This window comes from Parabacteroides sp. PF5-6, assembly GCF_029504695.1.
Classification (GTDB): domain Bacteria; phylum Bacteroidota; class Bacteroidia; order Bacteroidales; family Tannerellaceae; genus QVMG01.
In genome coordinates this window covers 485,672-504,479 of record NZ_JAQFIN010000002.1, presented here as the reverse complement: position 1 = coordinate 504,479, position 18,808 = coordinate 485,672, and the positions used below count along the sequence as shown (strand labels likewise).

The following is an 18,808-nucleotide window of genomic DNA, read 5'->3' as shown; positions in this document are numbered from 1 at the left end:
AGAGAACTGCTTACCGAATTTCAAGTCAATTCAAAACAAAATGTCAAAGAGCAATTGGATTTATTTAATTCAAATTTTTAACGCATCAGTACTAATTAAGAATTAAGAATCGAAGATCGCTTAGCGAAGCGTAAAATAATAAGTAGTAAACAAAAAAACGATAAACAGATATGAAAATTTCAAGAAACGCAGTATTAGGTATTATCGCAATATCCTTGTTTTATTCCTGCTCATCGGCCGATGGACAGCAAGAGAAAGGGCAGGCGACCGTAAAAGTAGAAACCTACTCCCCTACACAGTCGGGCAACGACGGCTTCTACCTCAGTGGCGAGATCACCGCCCGGCAAACAGCCGTCATCAGCACCCGCATGATGGGCTTTATCCATAAGATACACAGCAAACCGGGCGATAAGGTTTCGGCAGGACAATTATTGGTTTCGATCAGTAGCGATGAGATCCGGGCGAAAAAGGCACAGGTACAGGCGATGATCACCGAAGCCGAAGCAGCGGCTAAAAATGCGGAACGCGACTACGAGCGCTTCCGGACACTGCATGCGCAAAACAGCGTATCGGACAAAGAACTGGAAAACGTCGCCCTGCAACATACCTCCATGCAGGCCAAAGTAGAAATGGCGCATCAGCAGATGAATGAAGTCAACGCCATGTTGGCCTATACCGATATCCGCGCGCCCTTTGCGGGAACGATCACCCAAAAGATGATGGACGAAGGCAGTATGGCCCATCCGGGCATGCCGATCCTGATGATGGAACAAAACGGCGAATGGCAGATCGTAGCTTCTGTACCCGAAAGTTACATCCCGTACGTAAAAGTAGGCGATGCCGCCCGGATAGAAATCAAATCGTTGGGAACCACCCTGACCGGGAAGGTGTCGGAACTTAGCCCTTCGGCTTACCGCGCGGGCGGGCAATACGCTTTGAAACTGGCGATCGATACGCAGGACCAGACGAATATCCATTCGGGTATGTATGTGAATGTATTTATCCCCCATAAAGTCAAAACGGATACGCCCTCAAAGATCCTGATCGATACGAATTCATTGGTGTACCGCGATCAGTTGACGGGGGTGTATGTGGTAAACGATCGCAATGAAGCCAGCCTGCATTGGGTGCGGCTGGGTAAGACGGTCGGCAATCAGATCGAAGTGCTTTCGGGCTTGAATGCCAACGACAAAGTGGTGTTGCGTGCGGAGAGTAAATTGTATAACGGGGTGAAAGTATCGACATCCAAATAAACGAAAACAATGGAAAACGGAATTTCAGGAAAAATAGCCAAGGCATTCCTTCAGTCGAAACTGAGTATCCTGCTCTTTATCGCTTTTATGCTCTTGGGAATCTTCAGCATCTATCTGATCCCGCGTGAAGAGGAACCGCAGATCGATGTGCCGATGGCGGATATTATGGTAGGCTATCCCGGTGCCACGCCGCAGGAGGTAGAGTCGAGAATTATGCAACCGCTCGAAAAGGTGGTATCGAATATCAAAGGCGTCGAACATATCTATTCGACTTCGATGAACGATATGGGCATGTTGACCGTGCAATTCTTTGTCGGCGAAGATGTGGAGCGTTCGTTGGTGAAGCTCTACAACGAGATCATGAAGAATATGGATCGTATGCCGCAAGGAGCGACTATGCCGCTGGTGAAATCGCGTGCCATAGACGATGTCCCCGCCCTGGCGTATACGCTCTGGAGCGAAGAGATGGGTGCTTATCCCCTGCGGCAAGTGGCCGAAGTGGTAGGCGACGAGATCAAGAAGATACCCGATGTCGCCCAGGTAAATATTGTCGGTGGACAAAGTCGCGAATTGAAAGTGATATTCGACAAAGATAAAATGGCGCAGAACAAGCTCGATTTCGGAGCAATTGCCCAAGCCTTGCAAGCGAACAACGCGCAGATGCAGAGCGGCAATATCATCACCAGCGATCAGGTCTACGCCGTGCAAACGGGTAGTTTCTTTACCGACGTGGAAGAAGTTAGAAGTCTGATCGTCGGCACGAACGACAACCAGCCGGTCTACCTCTACCAGATCGCCGAAGTAGAAGATGGTCCCGAACTGCCTAAACAGTATGTTTCGTTTGGTTATGGCGCGGCGGCGAAAGCCAAAAAAGACGCGATGCCCGATGATTATTCGGCGGTAACCCTGTCGATTGCCAAGAAAAAAGGAGCCGATGCCATGCAACTGGCCAAGGTGGTGAACGAGAAAGTGGAACACCTGAAGAAAGAGGTGATCACCAACGATATACAGGTGGAAGTCACCCGTAACTACGGCGAAACGGCCTCCGACAAGGTATTCGAATTGTTGTCGCATCTCTCGATCGCGATCGTTATCGTCACTCTTTTTGTGATGCTGGCGATGGGCTGGCGCGGCGGATTGGTCGTCTTTCTTTCCGTGCCGGTCACCTTTGCCCTGACGTTGTTTGCTTATTATTTCCTGGGGTACACCCTCAACCGCATTACGCTGTTTGCTTTGGTGTTCGTCACGGGTATTGTGACCGACGACTCCATTGTGATTGCCGAGAATATGCACCGGCATTTCAAGATGAAGAAACTGCCGCCGTTGCAAGCGGCCTTGTACGCGATCAACGAGGTGGGTAACCCCACGATCCTGGCAACGCTTACCGTGATTGCCGCCGTACTGCCGATGGCATTTGTTTCGGGCATGATGGGTCCGTATATGAGTCCGATGCCGATCGGCGCATCCATCGCGATGACGTTCTCCTTGATTATCGCCTTGACGCTCACGCCTTATTTCGGTTATTTATTCCTTCGCCATAAAGATAAAAAAGGCAAGAAACAAGAAGAGAAATCCGAAGAAGAAACGTCGGATCTGCGCCAGACGAAGATGTACCGGTTGTACGCCAAGACGATCACTCCGTTTTTGGAAAACAGAAAATACCGCTGGGGCTTTATGCTTGGCCTGACCGTGATCCTGTTGGCCACCTTCTCTTTGTTCTACACCAAAGCGGTGCCCGTAAAGATGCTTCCTTTCGACAATAAAAACGAGTTTCAGGTTGTCATCGACATGCCCGAAGGCACCACATTGGAACGCACGGCTGCCGTGACCAAAGAACTGGCCGTTTACCTGAGCCGGAACGCGATGGTTACGAATTACCAGACCTATGTAGGTACATCGGCCCCGATCAGTTTCAACGGTTTGGTGCGCCATTACGATATGCGCCGGGGGGAGAACGTGGCCGATATACAGGTCAACCTGGTTGGCAAAGGTGAACGCAGCGAACAAAGCCATGATATCGCCTCTTCCGTACGTGCCGATCTGCAAGCTATCGCAAAGAAATACAACGCCAACGTAAAGGTGGTCGAAGTGCCTCCCGGCCCACCGGTGATGTCGACCATCGTTGCCGAGATCTACGGTCCGGACTACGAACAGCAGATCGACGTCGCCCGCCAGGTGAAAGAGATTCTGGCGACGACCGACAATGTGGCCGATGTGGATTGGTCGGTAGAAGACACACAGATCGAATATAAATTCGAGGTGGATAAAGACAAAGCGATGCGGTTGGGCATCCCCAACGCGCAAGTGGTTCAGAACCTGCGCGCCGCGTTGTCGGGCATGCCGGCAGGCGTCTTGCACCTGCCCGCTTCCGTGCAACAGGTAGGCATTGTATTGCAATTGCCCGAAACCGAAAAAGCGAGTCTCGAAGAGGTATTAAGTCTGAAGGTGGTCAACCCGCAGGGAATGGCCGTGCCGATCAGCGATCTGGTGACGGTGACCCAAGGTGAGAAAGCGAAAAGTATCCAGCGCAAAGACCAGAAACGCGTAGTATTTGTTTTGACCGAAGTGGCCGGCGACCTTGAAAGTCCGATCTATCCGATCACTACGGTATCAGACAGATTGTTCGAGGTAAAACTGCCCGAAGGATATACCTTATCGGAAGAATACAGCGAGCAACCGAGATACGAAGACCATTTCGCCTTGAAATGGGATGGCGAATGGCAGATCACCTACGAAGTATTCCGCGACCTGGGTTTGGCGTTTATGTTGGTATTAATCATTATCTACACCTTGATTGTCGGTTGGTTCCAGAACTTTATCACGCCGTTGGTACAGTTGGCCGCCATACCGCTTTCGTTGATCGGGATTATTCTCGGACACTGGGCGTTCGGCGCTTATTTCAGTGCCCCTTCGATGATTGGCTTTATCGCCCTGGCCGGAATTATGGTGCGTAACTCCGTGTTGTTGATCGACTTTATCGATATCCGCCTCAAAGACGGTGTTCCGTTGAAACAGGCGGTGATCGAAGCGGGAGCCGTACGTACGACCCCTATCATACTCACCGCCGGTGGAGTGGTGTTGGGCGCGATCGTGATGCTGTTCGATCCCATCTTCCAAGGCTTGGCGATCTCCCTGTTGGGTGGAACGATCACGTCGACCATCCTGACGCTGATTGTCGTCCCCTTATTGTATTTCAAAATGCTAAAGAAAAAAGTGAACTAATATGAAACTACTGATTGTATTAAGTATCCAAGAATATCAGGAGCAGGTAGCCCGCCTGCTCCAGGATGCCGGCGTGAAGCGCTTTAGCGTAACCGACATCGTAGGTTATAAACAGAAAAAGGAAAATCCGGGCTGGTTCGCTGCCGATTCCACGAGTGCAAAAACCAACTCCATCCTGCTTTTCAGCTTCCTTGAAAAAGAGATTGCCGACAAAGCCGTGGCGGAGATCGATACCTGCAATCTGGAAACGGAGAACCCCTTCCCGGTACACGCCTTTATTCTTGATGTTGAAAACTTCTCTAAATTATTCTAACGATGAAACGTGAATATATTATCCGTATAGTTGCCGGCACGATGGTGCTGGCAGGTATTTCCCTGGCTTATTTTGTAGCCATCGGTTGGCTGTTGTTGCCCGCCTTTGTCGGCGTGAATCTCATTCAATCGTCATTCACCGGCTTTTGCCCGTTGGAGATGATACTCGATAAAATGAATATCAAATAAGCAATAAGACATGGAAATAAATCGGTTAGCCATTCCTCAGGCCCATGAGCCGGATATGAATAATACGGATTTCTGTGTGTTCTGTCATTATTTGTATTCCTCTATCCAGAATAATTTATCTCAGGAAGAGATATTTGAATTCTTCAAGCAAGGACCAAATTATCTGGAGAATCTGATTCTTTCCAAGTACAAACAGACAAAGAATCACCGCAAATCAAGGCCGGAAGAGTTATTCGACAAGTTCATCAATATCTTGCGGAAGCATTGCTCCACCGAACACAGTATCCGCTTTTATGCCGACAAACTGTTTGTCACCTCCCAATACCTCTCCAAAGTGGTAAAAGACGTCAGTGGCAAAACGGCAAGCGCCTGGATCGCAGAATTCGTGTTGTTAGAAGCCAAAGCGCTCCTCATCCACACCAACCTGAGCATCCAGGAGGTCGGCTTCAACGTCGGATTTGCCGATCAGTCCGCCTTCGGCAAATTCTTCAAGAAAAACACAGGAATAACGCCCAAGAGATTTGCAATGAACACACTCCCTCCCAACTAATCCCCGCCACGCGATCGCAGCGCCCTTCCCCCGCCCGTAAGCGGAGGACTATATGGCCGGATTTGCGGGAGTATTTTCATTCTTTGTGCCGGATTTTGAAAGTGCTGATAATTGTCGACACTTGTGCCGATAACTGTCGACACTTGTGCTGATAATTATCGGCACTTGTGCTGATAACTATCGACACTTGTGCTGATAATTATCGGCACTTTTAGGGTCTGGCTTGTATTCATAATCAAGCCTGCTCTCTTTTTAATCAGTTGCAGAATAACCTTACAAAAACGTTAAAGTAGCAAAAATGTTACCGTTTTGTTTGGATTAAAGTAACGATAATGCTACCTTTGTGTTGCCTATAAGTCCTTTGAGACATGAAAACATCTGAATTGAAAAGGATACTAAGAGCCGAGGGGTGTTATTTTTATAGTCATGGCGGTAATCATGATCACTGGTATTCTCCGATAACGGGAAAAAAGTTTCAAGTTCCCAGACATGACAGTCAAGAAATTCCTAACGGCACGCTAAAGAGCATTAAAAGAAGAGCGGGAATTTAATACCCTTTCTTTGATTCGTTTTCTTATGGATAAGAATTTTTAGTTATACATTTAATGTTGGGAGATGAAAGTATTAGCAATCGTAGAAAAGGGGAATGATGGTCTTTATTCTGTCTATACTGATGCAGAAATAGAAGATCATGGATTTGGTGGATTCGGCGAAAGCGTAGAAGATGCTAAGAAAGATTTTTTACAGAGCATCAATGAGGCAAAGGACATGATCCAACAGGAAAAAGGGTTTATTCCGGAAGTGTTCGCCGATCTCAAAGTAGAGTTTAAGTATGATATAGAATCATTCTTCAACTACTTTGATTGGATCAATGTCAGCAAGTTTGCCATCTATGCCGGCGTGAACGAATCTAAGATGAGGCAATATAAGAGCGGTGTTGCTTTTGCTAACGAAAAGACAACAACTAAAATATTGCAAGCCATAAAGAAACTGGGCGCAGAATTAAGTGCTGCATCCTTATAAACAACTCAAATCAACCTCACTCGTTTTTCACCACGTCGCCCGGGTTTTGGCTGGCGGTCCGCCAGACCATAGAGACAATGGACAATACGGTGACCACAAACACAATCAGGATGATCAAGACATACAGCCACGCATCCATCGAAGTCTGTTTGGCATAGCTTTCCAGCCAGCGCTTCATGATCAGATATCCCGCGGGGAAAGCAATAAGTGCCGCCATGCCAAGCAATTGAAGGTATTCCTTGAAGAAGATATTCATGATATCAACCACTTCCGCACCGTTGACTTTCCGGATGGCGATCTCCCTGCGGCGTTGTTCGCACGTCAGGCTCGTCAATGAATACACTCCGAAAATGGCAATCAGGATACAGACAATCGACATCACAGACAAAAGCGAAAGCAGTGCCCGCTCAGACTTTAAGGCATCTTCAAAATAGTCTTCCATATAGTGGAAGCCAATCTCAAACTCGCCATTGCCGGGAAACTCCTTATGCAGCCATTCGGTAATGGCCTGTTGGGTTTGTTCCCGTTGGCCGTCTTCGTATTTGTAGTAGAACGAATAGAAAATGCCGGGATCGGGAGGAGCAACGATGATGACCGGTTTCATTTTGAGCGTCGGCATAATCAAGAAATCTTTTGCCACCCCTACGACGTTCATGTATTTCGCAGCCTCACCAAATTCCCGCACCGCGGTCTCATTGAATACCACCGGACGGCCACGGAAAGGATCATAGGTCGAAGGGTTGGGGTTGGCGGTTTCACCCGGATGGAAACCTCTACCTTCAATAATATGTATGCCAAAGAAATCAAAAAACTGATCTTCCGCATCGATCTGGGAATAGTTGAAGATGACATCTTCGCCATCTTTAGGCAGCGACACATTTTGGGTGGGGATCATCAAGACCCTGAAAAAAGCTTCAGTGGTCGGGATGGCATCAATGATTCCGGGGATTTGCTTGAACTGGTCGATATGCGACGGCATCAACCGGCAACAGCGCACCTGCGAAAACAAACGGACAACGTTCTGGCGGTTGACGCCCATATCGGTATGGTGCAGGTGGTGCATCTGTTTGATAAAGACCGCGGCACAAAACATCATACCCAGGCTGATCGCCAGTTGCAACCACAGGCTGCTCTTCCGGAACAGGTTGCGCGATCCCGGACTGCCCATGCCTTTGATATTATCGTTCAATGCTTGTTTGCGGAAATACAACACGGGGATACTACCGGCAATAAAGCCGGCGATGATCAATAGACCGGCATAGATCGCCATTTCAGAATAAATACTGACATTCGTATGTCCGATATCGGCATAAGCTTTGAAAGTAGGCAATAGACAGGCCATCAATAGGAAACCGACAACGAGCGACAATACGATCGTCAAAAGGAAATCGATATACAGTGTTTCGCCGATTTGCCAGTTGGACGCGCCATTTACCTTATGCAATGCCAATTCGCGTAGCCGCATCCGTACACGGGTGACATAGAGGGTCAGATGGTTGAACAGTGAACACAGAATCACCAACAATCCGGCTACGGCAAAGATCTGTATATAGGTGAATTTGATATCGGCTTCTACATATCCGGCGGTGACACTGGCAAATTTATTCTTCGACTGATTCATATACCGGAAACCGGTCAAGGACGTCAATAGATACGAGGTCGGCACCGACGATTCGGGCAAGGTCACCTTATCCAATTTATCCTGAAGCACCCGTATATCCGCTCCTTCTTTAAGGCGAATATAGACTTCGCAATTGGGGATATTCCAATTCTTCAGGTATTGTTCCGGAGTGGCATGATGTATCGGGATAGCCGCCTGAAACCGAATATTCGTATTGGCCGGCCAATGGTGCAGGATGGGCATAAGTTCCACTTCCCAACCCGTATGCTGTTTGACCATCTCTTCCGTTCCTTCATGTTCCAGTTCAGGCAATACAGCCATAGGCCGGCCCTCTTGGGGGAGCAGAAAAAAGGACTCCGGCAAATTCAGATTAAAAAATTGATTCACCGCATGATCAAGATGCAGGATGGGTAAGTCTTTCGTCGTACTCATAATCACTTTGGAAATCCGAAAGGCGCAGCCCTCTTCCACCTCCGGATAATTCTCTTCAAGCCATTCCGCAAACAGGTACGAAGAATTATAGTATCGTATCTCATTCGACCCGTTAATCCATTTGAATGGCACCCGCTGCACAACGTATATCCGATCGGCATCCTGATGAAAATTATCGTAACTCATCTCATACCTTATCCACAAGGCGGAAAAAGCAAAACAAACAAACCCTATCGCCAGCCCGATAATGCTGATGATGTTTTGGGTCTTATACTTCCGCAGGTTACGAAATGCAATTTTGAGGTAATGTAGAAACATATATGTCAAAGGTATTTACTTGTTTATCTCACAAACGAAGCCTTTTGCAAATAGTCTGCGCAATCCTTTATTCCCTCAAACTGAGTGCGTCCATCGCGCATACGCTCCATCTCAACAAAATACTCTTGAATCCCATTTTTGTACATCTGGTCAAATATCTTCTCAAACTGAAGGAAGCCGCTCTGTCCTAACACACTTGTATCTTTAATATGCATAATCTTAATTCGTTCCGGGTATTTTTTCAAGAAGTCAACAGGATCACTGCCTCCACGGACGGTCCAATACGTGTCTAACTCAAACACAACCAAGCTGGGATCAGTACCGGCAATGAATAAATCAATGATCTGATCGCCCGGTATAGTCCAGGGATTCTTGTTCTTACCCACATCTTCCGGTCGAAGCAAACGTTCGAATTCCATGTGATGATTGTGGTAAGCATATTGCAAGCCGGCATCCTTGCATATTTGGGCTGCCTCATTAAAGAACTCACAAAGCAGAGCCGCTCTTTCATGCGACATACAGGTTGGCATAGTCGCTTGAACCAGGTATTTAACGCCTAATTTAGCATTGTCATCGGCCGCCCGTTTCCAGTATTCCTTTACTTGAGGCATCATCTCTCGTTTATAATCCAACAACAACGGATTGGTGTGGCCTTCAATATAGGGTTCAATATGGGAGCTTTTCAACACCAAACCGGCATCATTAGCCATTTTCTTAAAATCCATCATATCCACAGACCTGATTTTGCCCTGGTCATATCCGCATAATTCCAAATTGACATAGCCCATTTCCTTTAGCTGCGCAAAACGTTTAGGCAGATCATCATACATTTCCTTTTCAACAGAATATATCTGTAAACCTAATGTTTTATTGTTTGCCACTAAAGGATTAACCGGACTGGCCAATACGCTACTGGATTCACTTGCGAGCATTCCACCGAGAGTAAGTACGGATGCTTTCTTCAAGAAATTACGTCTGCTGTTCATAATGATGGGTATTAGATTATTAATATTTCGCAATATACAACTTGTTTCTGGAATTATAATCGCCAAAACCGGATGATCCCAAAACCAAAAGCACCGCCACGTCACGTTTACGTCATGCTAAAATAAAAAAAGCAGCCACCTCGTCGGTAACTGCTTTATTTTTAATGTGGTCCCACCTGGGCTTGAACCAGGGACTCCCTGATTATGAGTATTAAGAAAATAGTTTTCTTTGATTTCTATATATATTCATTTGTTTTCTAATTTGTTGTGATAGAGTAAGGTAAATAACAAATAAACTTTATCTAAAAACTTGTGTTTTGAAATAATTGCTATATTTGTGTGCAAATTGTGTGCAAATATTCGGTTTGCACACGGAGAGAAACAGATCAAATATAGCGCTTATGTTCAACTATTCAAACAATGGGGTGACGGTTTCTTCCTTTTTCGATAATCGGAGAGCAACTAAGGATAATTTGTATCCTATCAAAATACGTGTCACCTATCAGCGTGTGCGTAAATATTACTCAACAGGTAAGTATATGACCACTGAAGACTGGGAGAGATTGCCTGATACCAAAAATAAGAAAATGCTGTCCATACGCTTGGATATACAGAACACATTTGATATAGTTAAGGATACAGTTCAAGGGCTACTGCATGAAGATGGGTTCTCCTTTGATACATTGAATAGTCGCTTAAGCAGAACGACTTCTGATACCTTAAATTCTGGCTTCAAAGTCAAAATACAAGCATTGTTGGATAATGAACAAGTTGGAACTCATCTCTTCTATCAGGATGCATTAAAAAGTGTCGAGTATTTTGCGGGGGAGAATATTCCTTTTACTGCTGTTACAGTAGACTGGTTGAAACGATATGAAAAGTATTTGCTAAATGCGGGCAGAGCATATACAACTATTGGGATGTATTGCCGGGCAATACGTTGTATTATCAATGAAGCAAAGAGAATCGGGGTTATTAAAGAAAATCAGTATCCATTCGGACATGGAAAATATGAGATACCAACGGGTCAGGGGCGTAAGTTGGCTCTTTCCTTACAGCAGATAAAAGCGATAATTACCTACTCTGATGGAACAGAAGCGACAGAAAAGTACCGAGATATGTGGTTTTTCTCTTATCTGTGTAATGGTATAAACTTTGCTGATATGCTGATGCTTAAATACTCTAACATCCGAAATGGGGAGATTTATTTTTTACGTGCGAAAACTGCCCGAACATCTAAGGTGAAAAAGGAAGTGTGTGCTATTGTAACCCCTGAAATGGAGGCTATTATTAAGAAATGGGGTAATAAGTCCAGAAAGCAGGATGATTATATTTTTGGATATCTTAAAGGAGATGAAACACCTTTTGAGGAGAAAGATGTAGTAAAAGCGGTTACTAAGCTATGTAATAAACGACTAAAGAAGATTGGTACAGCATTAGGCATAGACGGTTTAAGTACCTATTCAGCAAGACATTCCTATGCGACTGTTCTGAAACGTTCCGGTGCTAATATTGCCTATATATCTGAAAGTTTAGGGCATAATGACCTAAAAACAACAGAAAACTATCTGGCTTCCTTCGAAAAAGAAGAAAGGGAGAAGAACTCGAAGTTGTTGACTAACTTTGGAGAATAGAACATTGATATGTATCTGAAACGTAAAGTATAAATATGAAAACGAAAGAGGAGATTCCTTATCCTTCCAAGGAAGTTGTAGATTCTTATATATCGGAATGGAATGAACTACCAGACTATGGGGCTCAAGAAAAAAGCTTAAAGAAGTTATTTCATCAAACATATCCTGAGAACAAAGATATAGATGATATCCTCACAAAGGTTTGTACACTAAATACATTTTACAGTACTCATATTTTCAAACCATATGATATAGCTAAACATATTGAGAGATTGGATATTGATGGGCGATTAAAGGAAGGAAATCCTGACCTCGTAAAAGATATCGCTCAAGTAAAGGGACGAAATTACTATTCTTTTGCTTCGAAATATTGTAGTCATCATTATCCAGAGTTGTATCCAATATATGACAGTTATGTAGAGCAAATGCTGGTTCATTTTCTATGCAAGAGGGGTAAAGTAAGTAGCTTTAGAGATAGTCTCAAAGATTATCGTACCTTTTGTCAGACCATTACAATATTTAGAGAAGAGTATGACTTAACGGGTTATACGTTAAAAGATATTGACCGCTATTTATGGTTGTGCGGAAAGAAGTACTTCCCGAAGAAATACTATAAAAAGAGAACAAACACGAACTGAGTATATGAACATTTTGTAAGTTTGTTCAGAAATAAAATAACAACATGGCAATACCTGTTAATATAGAAAAACTGATTTCCGGCCGCATAGTAGAAAGCGAACGGATTGAATATAAGAAAGGTTGGAATCCGGCAGCAATATATCGGACGATATCTGCTTTTGCCAATGATTTTGAAAATATCGGAGGTGGGTATATTATCGTTGGTGCCGAAGAAGAGAACGGTAGAGCCAAGCGACCGGTTGCAGGTATTCCGACAGAACAATTGGATGCTATTCAAAAAGAAATGATTGGTTACAATAATCTGATACGTCCATATTATGCTCCAAAAATCAGTATAGAGACTATAGACGACAAAAATATTCTTGTGATATGGGTGCCGGCAGGTATGAACCGTCCGTATGAAGTACCGGAAGATGTAACAGCGAAAGAAAAGAAACGACAATATTATATCCGAAGGTATGCCAGCACTTGCATTCCCAATAAAGAAGAACGGGAAGAGCTGATAAGTCTGAGTAACCGGACACCCTTTGACGACCGTATTAATACACAAGCGAGTGTTGATGATATTTCTCCCTTACTGGTTAGAGAATATCTATTGAATGTAGGCAGCACATTGGTGGAGCAAATAGAAACTACACCCTTGATCGATATTTACAGGGCAATGGACTTGGTAAGTGGCCCCGATGAGTTGTTGTATCCGAAAAATATCGCATTGATGATGTTTAACTACCACCCTGAAAAGTTTTTCCCATATTCCCGAATTGAAATTGTTGAGTTTCCAAACGGACTGGGTGATCCTACATTTTACGAAAAACCGGCAATTACGGGTCCTGTTTATATTCAAATACAACAAGCTCTTGCTCAATTACGGAGCGTGGTGCTGAAAGAACAAATATACAAGTTGCCGGATAGAGCTGAATCGCAGCGCGTATGGAACTATCCGTTCCGGGCGTTAGAAGAGAGCATTGTGAATAGTCTTTACCATAGAAATTGGGAGGTAAGAGAGCCGGTAGAAATACGGATACTACCAGATTGCATTGAGATTATTAATCAAGGTGGCCCCGATCGGAGTGTAAAGATGGATGAAATTCGTAGTGGGGTTATTCACAATCGTAGGTATCGAAATCGTAGGATAGGCGACTTCCTGAAAGAACTGGATATGACGGAAGGTCGAGGAACGGGCATCCCTATTATCCGTAAGGAAATGATGAAAAACGGTTCTCCTGAACCTCGCTTTGAAACAGATGAAAATTACAGCTATTTTATTACTACGCTTCCGATGCACCCAGCTTTTGTTAAGAATGACGGTGTTGATGACGGTGCAAATGGCGGTGTTGAATCGTCTGATAAACAGTTGAATAAAATAATAAATATAATTACTGGCGGTGTTGATGGCGGTGTTGATGGCGGTGTTAAAGATATAGTAAGTATTCTACTAAATGTTTCCGGCTTAAATGCTGGCGAAATAGCTGTGCGAATAGAAAAAAGTCTGCGTACAACAGAGCGTTATCTTCAATTATTGCGCAAAAAAGGGATTATAGAGTTTAGAGGAAGACCTCGCACCGGTGGTTATCATCTAACAGATGAAGCTAAGAAATAATAGAATATGCCCCGCCGCAAGAAAATAACCATAAAAGCAAAGGATACTGCTATCTTTGGGCAACTTATAGTAGAATTGTCCAAAAACCCGGAGCTGGCAGCAGACTATGACATGGACTCTATCGAGATCACTATAACCAAGAAATACCAACCTTACATACTGGATGTTGACAAAGCTATCTCCAACCTTCAACACTACTATGCAGCTAACAAGCAATTCATAGAACACTTCAACGGTAAGCCGATTATTTCCAAATACCTTTTAGCAAAGATGATGAAGGTTTCACGTCCAACCGTAGATCAATGGTTAGAAAAAGGCTTTATCTCTCAGTATGTTATGCCGAGTATAAAGGTTACCAGCTTCGATCTAGACGAAGTAATCGAGCAGCTTCGCAAACAAAAACAATAAAAAATCACCTTTTTCCTTTTGACTTTACATCGGTAAGACAACCGCAGACAACCGATGTAAAGCGATATCATCTCTCTTCTGGAGTTGTAGCATTTTGCATCGAAATTGTAGTGTTTGTCTACCCTGTGTAAAGCTATTCCTCATTTTATCACTATTTATATCTGTTTTTACTTTGTGCTATCAATTGATAATTAACGCTGTGACGACAGCTAGTTATTCATTTATAAATAGCATAGTTATGACAAACATTATTCTAACCACGTCCGAGGAACTTCGGGCGATCATTAGCGAAGAGGTATCCAAGGCTTTTCCGCTGCTATCTACCCCAAAAGAGATTCCCGATACAATAACATTGGATACTGCTATCCAAGTGCTTGAAGAGTATGGATATCCTACTTCCAAAGCAAAAATCTACAAACTTACATCTACCGGTTCTATGCCTTTTCGTAAGTATGGTAACAAGCTCGTTTTTTCAAGGAAAGAACTCATCCTGTGGGCAGATGGTCAAACCAAGTCTCATCAGGAGCATATAGCATCGGTCAATCTTACACTTGCCAAGAGTGCCAAACGTAAAAGATAGGAGATTGAACTATGAAAGAAAAAGAAAACACAGCGGAGAAGTTTCTACGGGTTGGTACCACGCTGTATAAAACCGTACATCGACCTCTTATCAGTGGCGATTATATCGAGGAAAAGATTCCATGGAGTTATGAAACACTTCGGCAGGACTATGGCAAGAACAACCTACCGGAGATAGATAAGTATGATGGCTTCTGTATTATTCCTGACCATATTGACTATAAACAGGTACATGGGAAATATCTGAACCAGTATGAACCAATTAATCATGTTCCAACTGAAGGAGACTTTCCGTATATACGCTCATTCCTAACACATATTTTCGGAGAACAACTGGAGCTTGGTTTGGATTATCTACAGATCCTCTACATGAGACCCACCCAAATGCTTCCTATTCTGTTATTGGTATCCAACGAACGGAATACCGGCAAAACGACATTCCTTCGTTTCTTAAAGATGATATTCGGAAAGAATGCCACTTTTAATTCAAATGAAGATTTCCGTAGCCAGTTTAACGCAGACTGGGCACACAGGTTATTAGTCTTGGTGGATGAACTTCTATTGAATAAGATGGAAGACACTGAAAAGATAAAGAACCTATCAACAGCAGGGGATTATAAGATAGAAGCCAAAGGGAAAGACCGGAAAGAGATAGAGTTCTTTGCCAAATTTGTCCTTTGCTCTAACAATGAGAAAAATCCGATTATTATTCCAAAGGAAGAGGTAAGGTTCTGGGTACGCAAGATTAATCCGATAGAAAAGGATAATATCTACTTAAGAAGCTATATGATGAAGGAGATTTCTCATTTTCTTCACTTTTTACTAAATAGGGAGCTATCCACAAAGAATGAATCCCGTATGTGGTTTAATCCTGCTCTATTGGAAACATCGGCTCTTCTCAAAATCAAGAAATATAATACCAATAAGATTGAAGCAGAGATAGCCGCTTATTGCTCGGATGTAATGGATAAGCTTGGAGAGGACAAGATGTTTTGTTGTCCTAAAGACTTTATGGATACTATTCGTGATGCCGGTCTTAAAGCTGACATAACTCAAATACGAAACATCCTTAAGGATGGCTGGGGACTTCGATCTGATAAAAACAGTGATTATACTTTCTATTACATAGGAATAGAAGGAAATCTCATTCCTATGAAAAGAAAAGGAAGGTACTTGGAGGTAAAGCGAGGACTTATTGATGAAATTCTGTTGTAATGTGTTGTCTTATTATTTAAGTCAATGATAATCAAAGAGTATACTATTCCAACAACAACACAACAAACGCACAACAAAATAATCGTTGTTGTGAACAGCCTGCAACGGCATTTTGGTTTGTTGTGAATTTGTTGGGCGAGTAAGAATCTATACAACAGCTATTTATTTCTATTTCACCACAAAACAACAACAAATTTTAATTATGGTAAGTAACGATATAATGGGTATAAGTATACGGGAGTATCTTATACGGATGGGACTTAACCCCGTAAGAGAGAATGATCAGAAAGGGATGTTTCTGTCTCCTTTTAGAAAAGAGACAACGGCAAGCCTAAGTGTGAACTATGTAAAGAACCTATGGTTTGATCACGGGCTTAGTCTTGGTGGAAATATAGTTAACCTGGTATCACGTTTAGAGGGTTGTTCTTTTGCAGAAGCTGCCCAAAGACTTGAAGAGGGTTCTTTTTCTTTTCATAGAAAAGATATTTCTATGCCGGAAAAACGAGAATCAGAGATAGTTATTCGTAAGATGCAGCCATTGGCTAATCCAGCTTTACTAGAATACTTGAAAGAGAGAAGAATCTCTATCGACATTGCAAAGGTAAATTGTGAGGAGGTTTATTATTCGGTAAACGATAAGCCTTATTTTGCTATCGGCTTTAAGAACGATACCGGAGGATATGAACTAAGGAGTAAATACTTCAAGGGGTGTACCTCTAAAGATATTACTTCACATATATTCGGGCAAAGCAGTTGCCAACTATTCGAGGGTTTTATGGATTACCTCTCATTCCTGACAATAAAGAACGGGCAACGTTCACCGACAGATGTTATCGTTTTGAACTCGTTGGCGAACCTACCGAAAGTGCGAAACACACTTGCCGACTACAAATCCGTAGCCCTATTCCTTGATAACGATGAAGCCGGAAAGCGAGCTGTTCAGACTTTACGCTCGGTTTGCAAAGAGGTCATCGACCAGTCTGCGCACTATGCAGAACACAAAGACCTGAACGACTATTTATGCAATCGTTCCGTTCCGAAGCAAGCCGTAATAAAGAAGCCAGGCAGAGGTCGAAAAATGTAATCTGCCGCAGCTACCCCAAGGGCTTTTCAAAAAAGCCATAGCTTATTAGGGAATTTTCTTACGCTATCGTTGCACTATCACTAAAAATTCCCGAATAAGCCAAAGGTTTTCCCCCTTTGGAATCTCCCTTAGCGGTCTCTCGACCGCAGTCGCTTTTAGCGACTATTCAATGTGCGAATTATCTCTCTGCCGGAATTATTCTATCGGCAGGAGTGATTCCCACAAACTAAATTTCAAACAATTTAATTGACATTATCATGGGATATGTTGTTTTCCATTTAGATAAGTCGCCCGGAAATGAGTCTGCCATGACAGACCATATCGAGCGAAAAGTAATACATCCAAATGTAGATCCTAAGCGGATACATTTGAATAAAGAACTCGTTGAGTTTCCCGATGGAGTAAAAGACCGCACGGAAGCTATTCAACATAGATTGGACACTGCAGGGCTGAAACGTCAGATAGGCAAGAATCAGGTAAAAGTAATCCGTGTTATGATCTCCGGCAGTCCCGAAGATATGAAACGGATTGAGGGCGAGGGCAAATTAGATGACTGGTGTCGGGATAATATGGACTATCTGAAGAAAGCGTTCGGAGAAGATAATCTGGTTGCCGCCACTTTACACATGGACGAAACCACGCCACACATTCACGCCTCCATCGTTCCAATAGTAACAGGTGAGCGAAGGCAGAAAAAGCCAAGAAAGAAGCAACAAGAGGATAATCAAGCACTGAAACCTAATGAAGAGCAAAAGCCAAAGCGCACGTACAAGAAGAAAGACCCAAACAGACCACGCTTATGTGTTGACGATGTTATGGCAAGAGAGAAGTTGATAGAATATCAAGATACATATGCCGAAGCTATGGTAAAATATGGATTAGAGCGAGGTGTAAAAGGTTCGGATGCCCGACATATAACTCTAACGGAGCACTATCGTAACCAAACGATAGAGAGTAATAACTTGCAGATAAATATAAAACAGCTCTTGGCGGTAGAAGAAGCCAAGCGGCAACGCATTGAGGAACTCAAACAAAAGGAACAGGAAGCCAAACTGAAATCCATTCAAGCAGAGGAACAAAAACAGCAGAAAGAGTCCGAACTGAAAAAGACAGAAGAGAGCCTCGATCAAGTAAAAGGGCAACTTAAAACCGAGGAGTTTAAGAATAAAGCTGCCGATGTTGGTTCTAATATCATTGAGGGCATAGGCTCGCTTGTCGGTACTTCCAAGGTAAAACGGCAACAACAGGAGATTGAGAGCCTGAAACAGGAAAAGTATGAATTACAGCAAGATATTGAAGGTCTTACCCAAACAATCAGTAGGGAACGAAGCGAACGGCAACAGGAAACAATGCGATTAAAAGCGGAAATACACAAAATTCATGACTGGCTACCTGATACACCTACGCTTATTAAATGGGGAGAGTATTGCCAAAAGATAGGTTTCTCAAACGCTCAGGCGAAAGATCTGATTAATATGAGACTAGTCCAGTTCTCCGGCGAACTATATTCCAGTGAACACAATCAACGATTCACAGCCACTGATGCAGAAGTTAGGTTTGATAGGGGCACAGAAAAACCAACTGGATTTCGGTTACTTCTTAATGGAGTCAGTCTTACCCAATGGTTCAGACAGAAGTACGATGAGTTTAGGGAGGCGTTGGGAATAAAACCCAAGCAGAGGCCAGAGGTAGGAAGAAGTAAGGGTTTGGGGATATGAATCTGCGTATTGTACACTTTGCAGA

Annotated in this window: 17 protein-coding genes; 15 read left to right on the top strand and 2 right to left on the bottom strand. The window is 43.5% G+C overall.

Going from position 1 to position 18,808, the window contains the following annotated elements:
* The first annotated feature begins 170 nt into the window (after nt 1-170).
* From M2133_RS04190 to M2133_RS04160, 7 genes are all read left to right on the top strand, one after another.
* Nucleotides 171-1,253: an efflux RND transporter periplasmic adaptor subunit gene (locus M2133_RS04190; protein WP_277464714.1), complete on the top strand. Its 1,083-nt coding sequence runs from the start codon at nt 171-173 to the stop codon at nt 1,251-1,253.
* A 9-nt stretch (nt 1,254-1,262) separates the two neighbouring features.
* Nucleotides 1,263-4,475: an efflux RND transporter permease subunit gene (locus tag M2133_RS04185; RefSeq protein ID WP_277464713.1), complete on the top strand. Its 3,213-nt coding sequence runs from the start codon at nt 1,263-1,265 to the stop codon at nt 4,473-4,475.
* A gap of 1 nt (nt 4,476) precedes the next feature.
* On the top strand, nt 4,477-4,788 hold the full coding sequence (locus M2133_RS04180; RefSeq protein ID WP_277464712.1) for a hypothetical protein: 312 nt from the start codon (nt 4,477-4,479) through the stop codon (nt 4,786-4,788).
* Nucleotides 4,789-4,790: 2 nt separating this feature from the next.
* Complete coding sequence (locus tag M2133_RS04175; RefSeq protein WP_277464711.1) at nt 4,791-4,976, top strand: DUF2892 domain-containing protein; 186 nt, start codon at nt 4,791-4,793, stop codon at nt 4,974-4,976.
* 10 nt (nt 4,977-4,986) lie between these two features.
* Entirely contained in the window at nt 4,987-5,526 is a 540-nt protein-coding gene (locus tag M2133_RS04170) for a helix-turn-helix domain-containing protein (RefSeq protein WP_277464710.1), read from the top strand.
* Nucleotides 5,527-5,894: 368 nt separating this feature from the next.
* Nucleotides 5,895-6,077 (top strand): type II toxin-antitoxin system HicA family toxin, encoded by a 183-nt coding sequence (locus M2133_RS04165; protein WP_277464709.1) that lies wholly within the window; start codon nt 5,895-5,897, stop codon nt 6,075-6,077.
* Between the two features lie 64 nt (nt 6,078-6,141).
* The gene (locus tag M2133_RS04160) at nt 6,142-6,549 is read left to right on the top strand and encodes a pilus assembly protein HicB (protein ID WP_277464708.1); all 408 of its coding nucleotides are present in this window, start codon (nt 6,142-6,144) and stop codon (nt 6,547-6,549) included.
* 16 nt (nt 6,550-6,565) lie between these two features.
* Here the strand turns inward: M2133_RS04160 and M2133_RS04155 are convergent, their stop codons facing one another.
* Together M2133_RS04155 and M2133_RS04150 are read right to left on the bottom strand one after the other, a co-directional pair.
* Nucleotides 6,566-8,920 carry an FtsX-like permease family protein gene (locus M2133_RS04155; protein ID WP_277464707.1) on the bottom strand — a complete coding sequence of 785 codons (2,355 nt, stop codon included), beginning with the start codon at nt 8,918-8,920 and terminating at the stop codon, nt 6,566-6,568.
* 23 nt (nt 8,921-8,943) lie between these two features.
* Entirely contained in the window at nt 8,944-9,906 is a 963-nt protein-coding gene (locus tag M2133_RS04150) for a sugar phosphate isomerase/epimerase (RefSeq protein ID WP_277464706.1), read from the bottom strand.
* A gap of 401 nt (nt 9,907-10,307) precedes the next feature.
* On the opposite strand from M2133_RS04150, the gene M2133_RS04145 reads away from it, so the two are divergent.
* The 8 genes from M2133_RS04145 to mobV all read left to right on the top strand — a co-directional run bounded on the left by M2133_RS04145 (nt 10,308) and on the right by mobV (nt 18,783).
* A complete protein-coding gene (locus tag M2133_RS04145; protein WP_277464705.1) occupies nt 10,308-11,540 on the top strand; it encodes a site-specific integrase in 1,233 nt (410 codons plus the stop codon).
* Between the two features lie 35 nt (nt 11,541-11,575).
* Nucleotides 11,576-12,178 (top strand): hypothetical protein, encoded by a 603-nt coding sequence (locus M2133_RS04140; protein ID WP_277464704.1) that lies wholly within the window; start codon nt 11,576-11,578, stop codon nt 12,176-12,178.
* A 44-nt stretch (nt 12,179-12,222) separates the two neighbouring features.
* Nucleotides 12,223-13,779: an ATP-binding protein gene (locus M2133_RS04135; protein ID WP_277464703.1), complete on the top strand. Its 1,557-nt coding sequence runs from the start codon at nt 12,223-12,225 to the stop codon at nt 13,777-13,779.
* Between the two features lie 6 nt (nt 13,780-13,785).
* Complete coding sequence (locus M2133_RS04130; protein WP_277464702.1) at nt 13,786-14,187, top strand: hypothetical protein; 402 nt, start codon at nt 13,786-13,788, stop codon at nt 14,185-14,187.
* A gap of 238 nt (nt 14,188-14,425) precedes the next feature.
* Complete coding sequence (locus M2133_RS04125) at nt 14,426-14,767, top strand: DNA-binding protein (protein ID WP_277464701.1); 342 nt, start codon at nt 14,426-14,428, stop codon at nt 14,765-14,767.
* A gap of 11 nt (nt 14,768-14,778) precedes the next feature.
* On the top strand, nt 14,779-15,981 hold the full coding sequence (locus M2133_RS04120; RefSeq protein ID WP_277464700.1) for a primase-helicase family protein: 1,203 nt from the start codon (nt 14,779-14,781) through the stop codon (nt 15,979-15,981).
* 202 nt (nt 15,982-16,183) lie between these two features.
* A complete protein-coding gene (locus tag M2133_RS04115) occupies nt 16,184-17,065 on the top strand; it encodes a toprim domain-containing protein (protein WP_277464699.1) in 882 nt (293 codons plus the stop codon).
* Between the two features lie 257 nt (nt 17,066-17,322).
* Nucleotides 17,323-18,783 (top strand): MobV family relaxase, encoded by a 1,461-nt coding sequence (gene mobV / locus M2133_RS04110; RefSeq protein ID WP_277464698.1) that lies wholly within the window; start codon nt 17,323-17,325, stop codon nt 18,781-18,783.
* Nucleotides 18,784-18,808 lie beyond the last annotated feature (25 nt).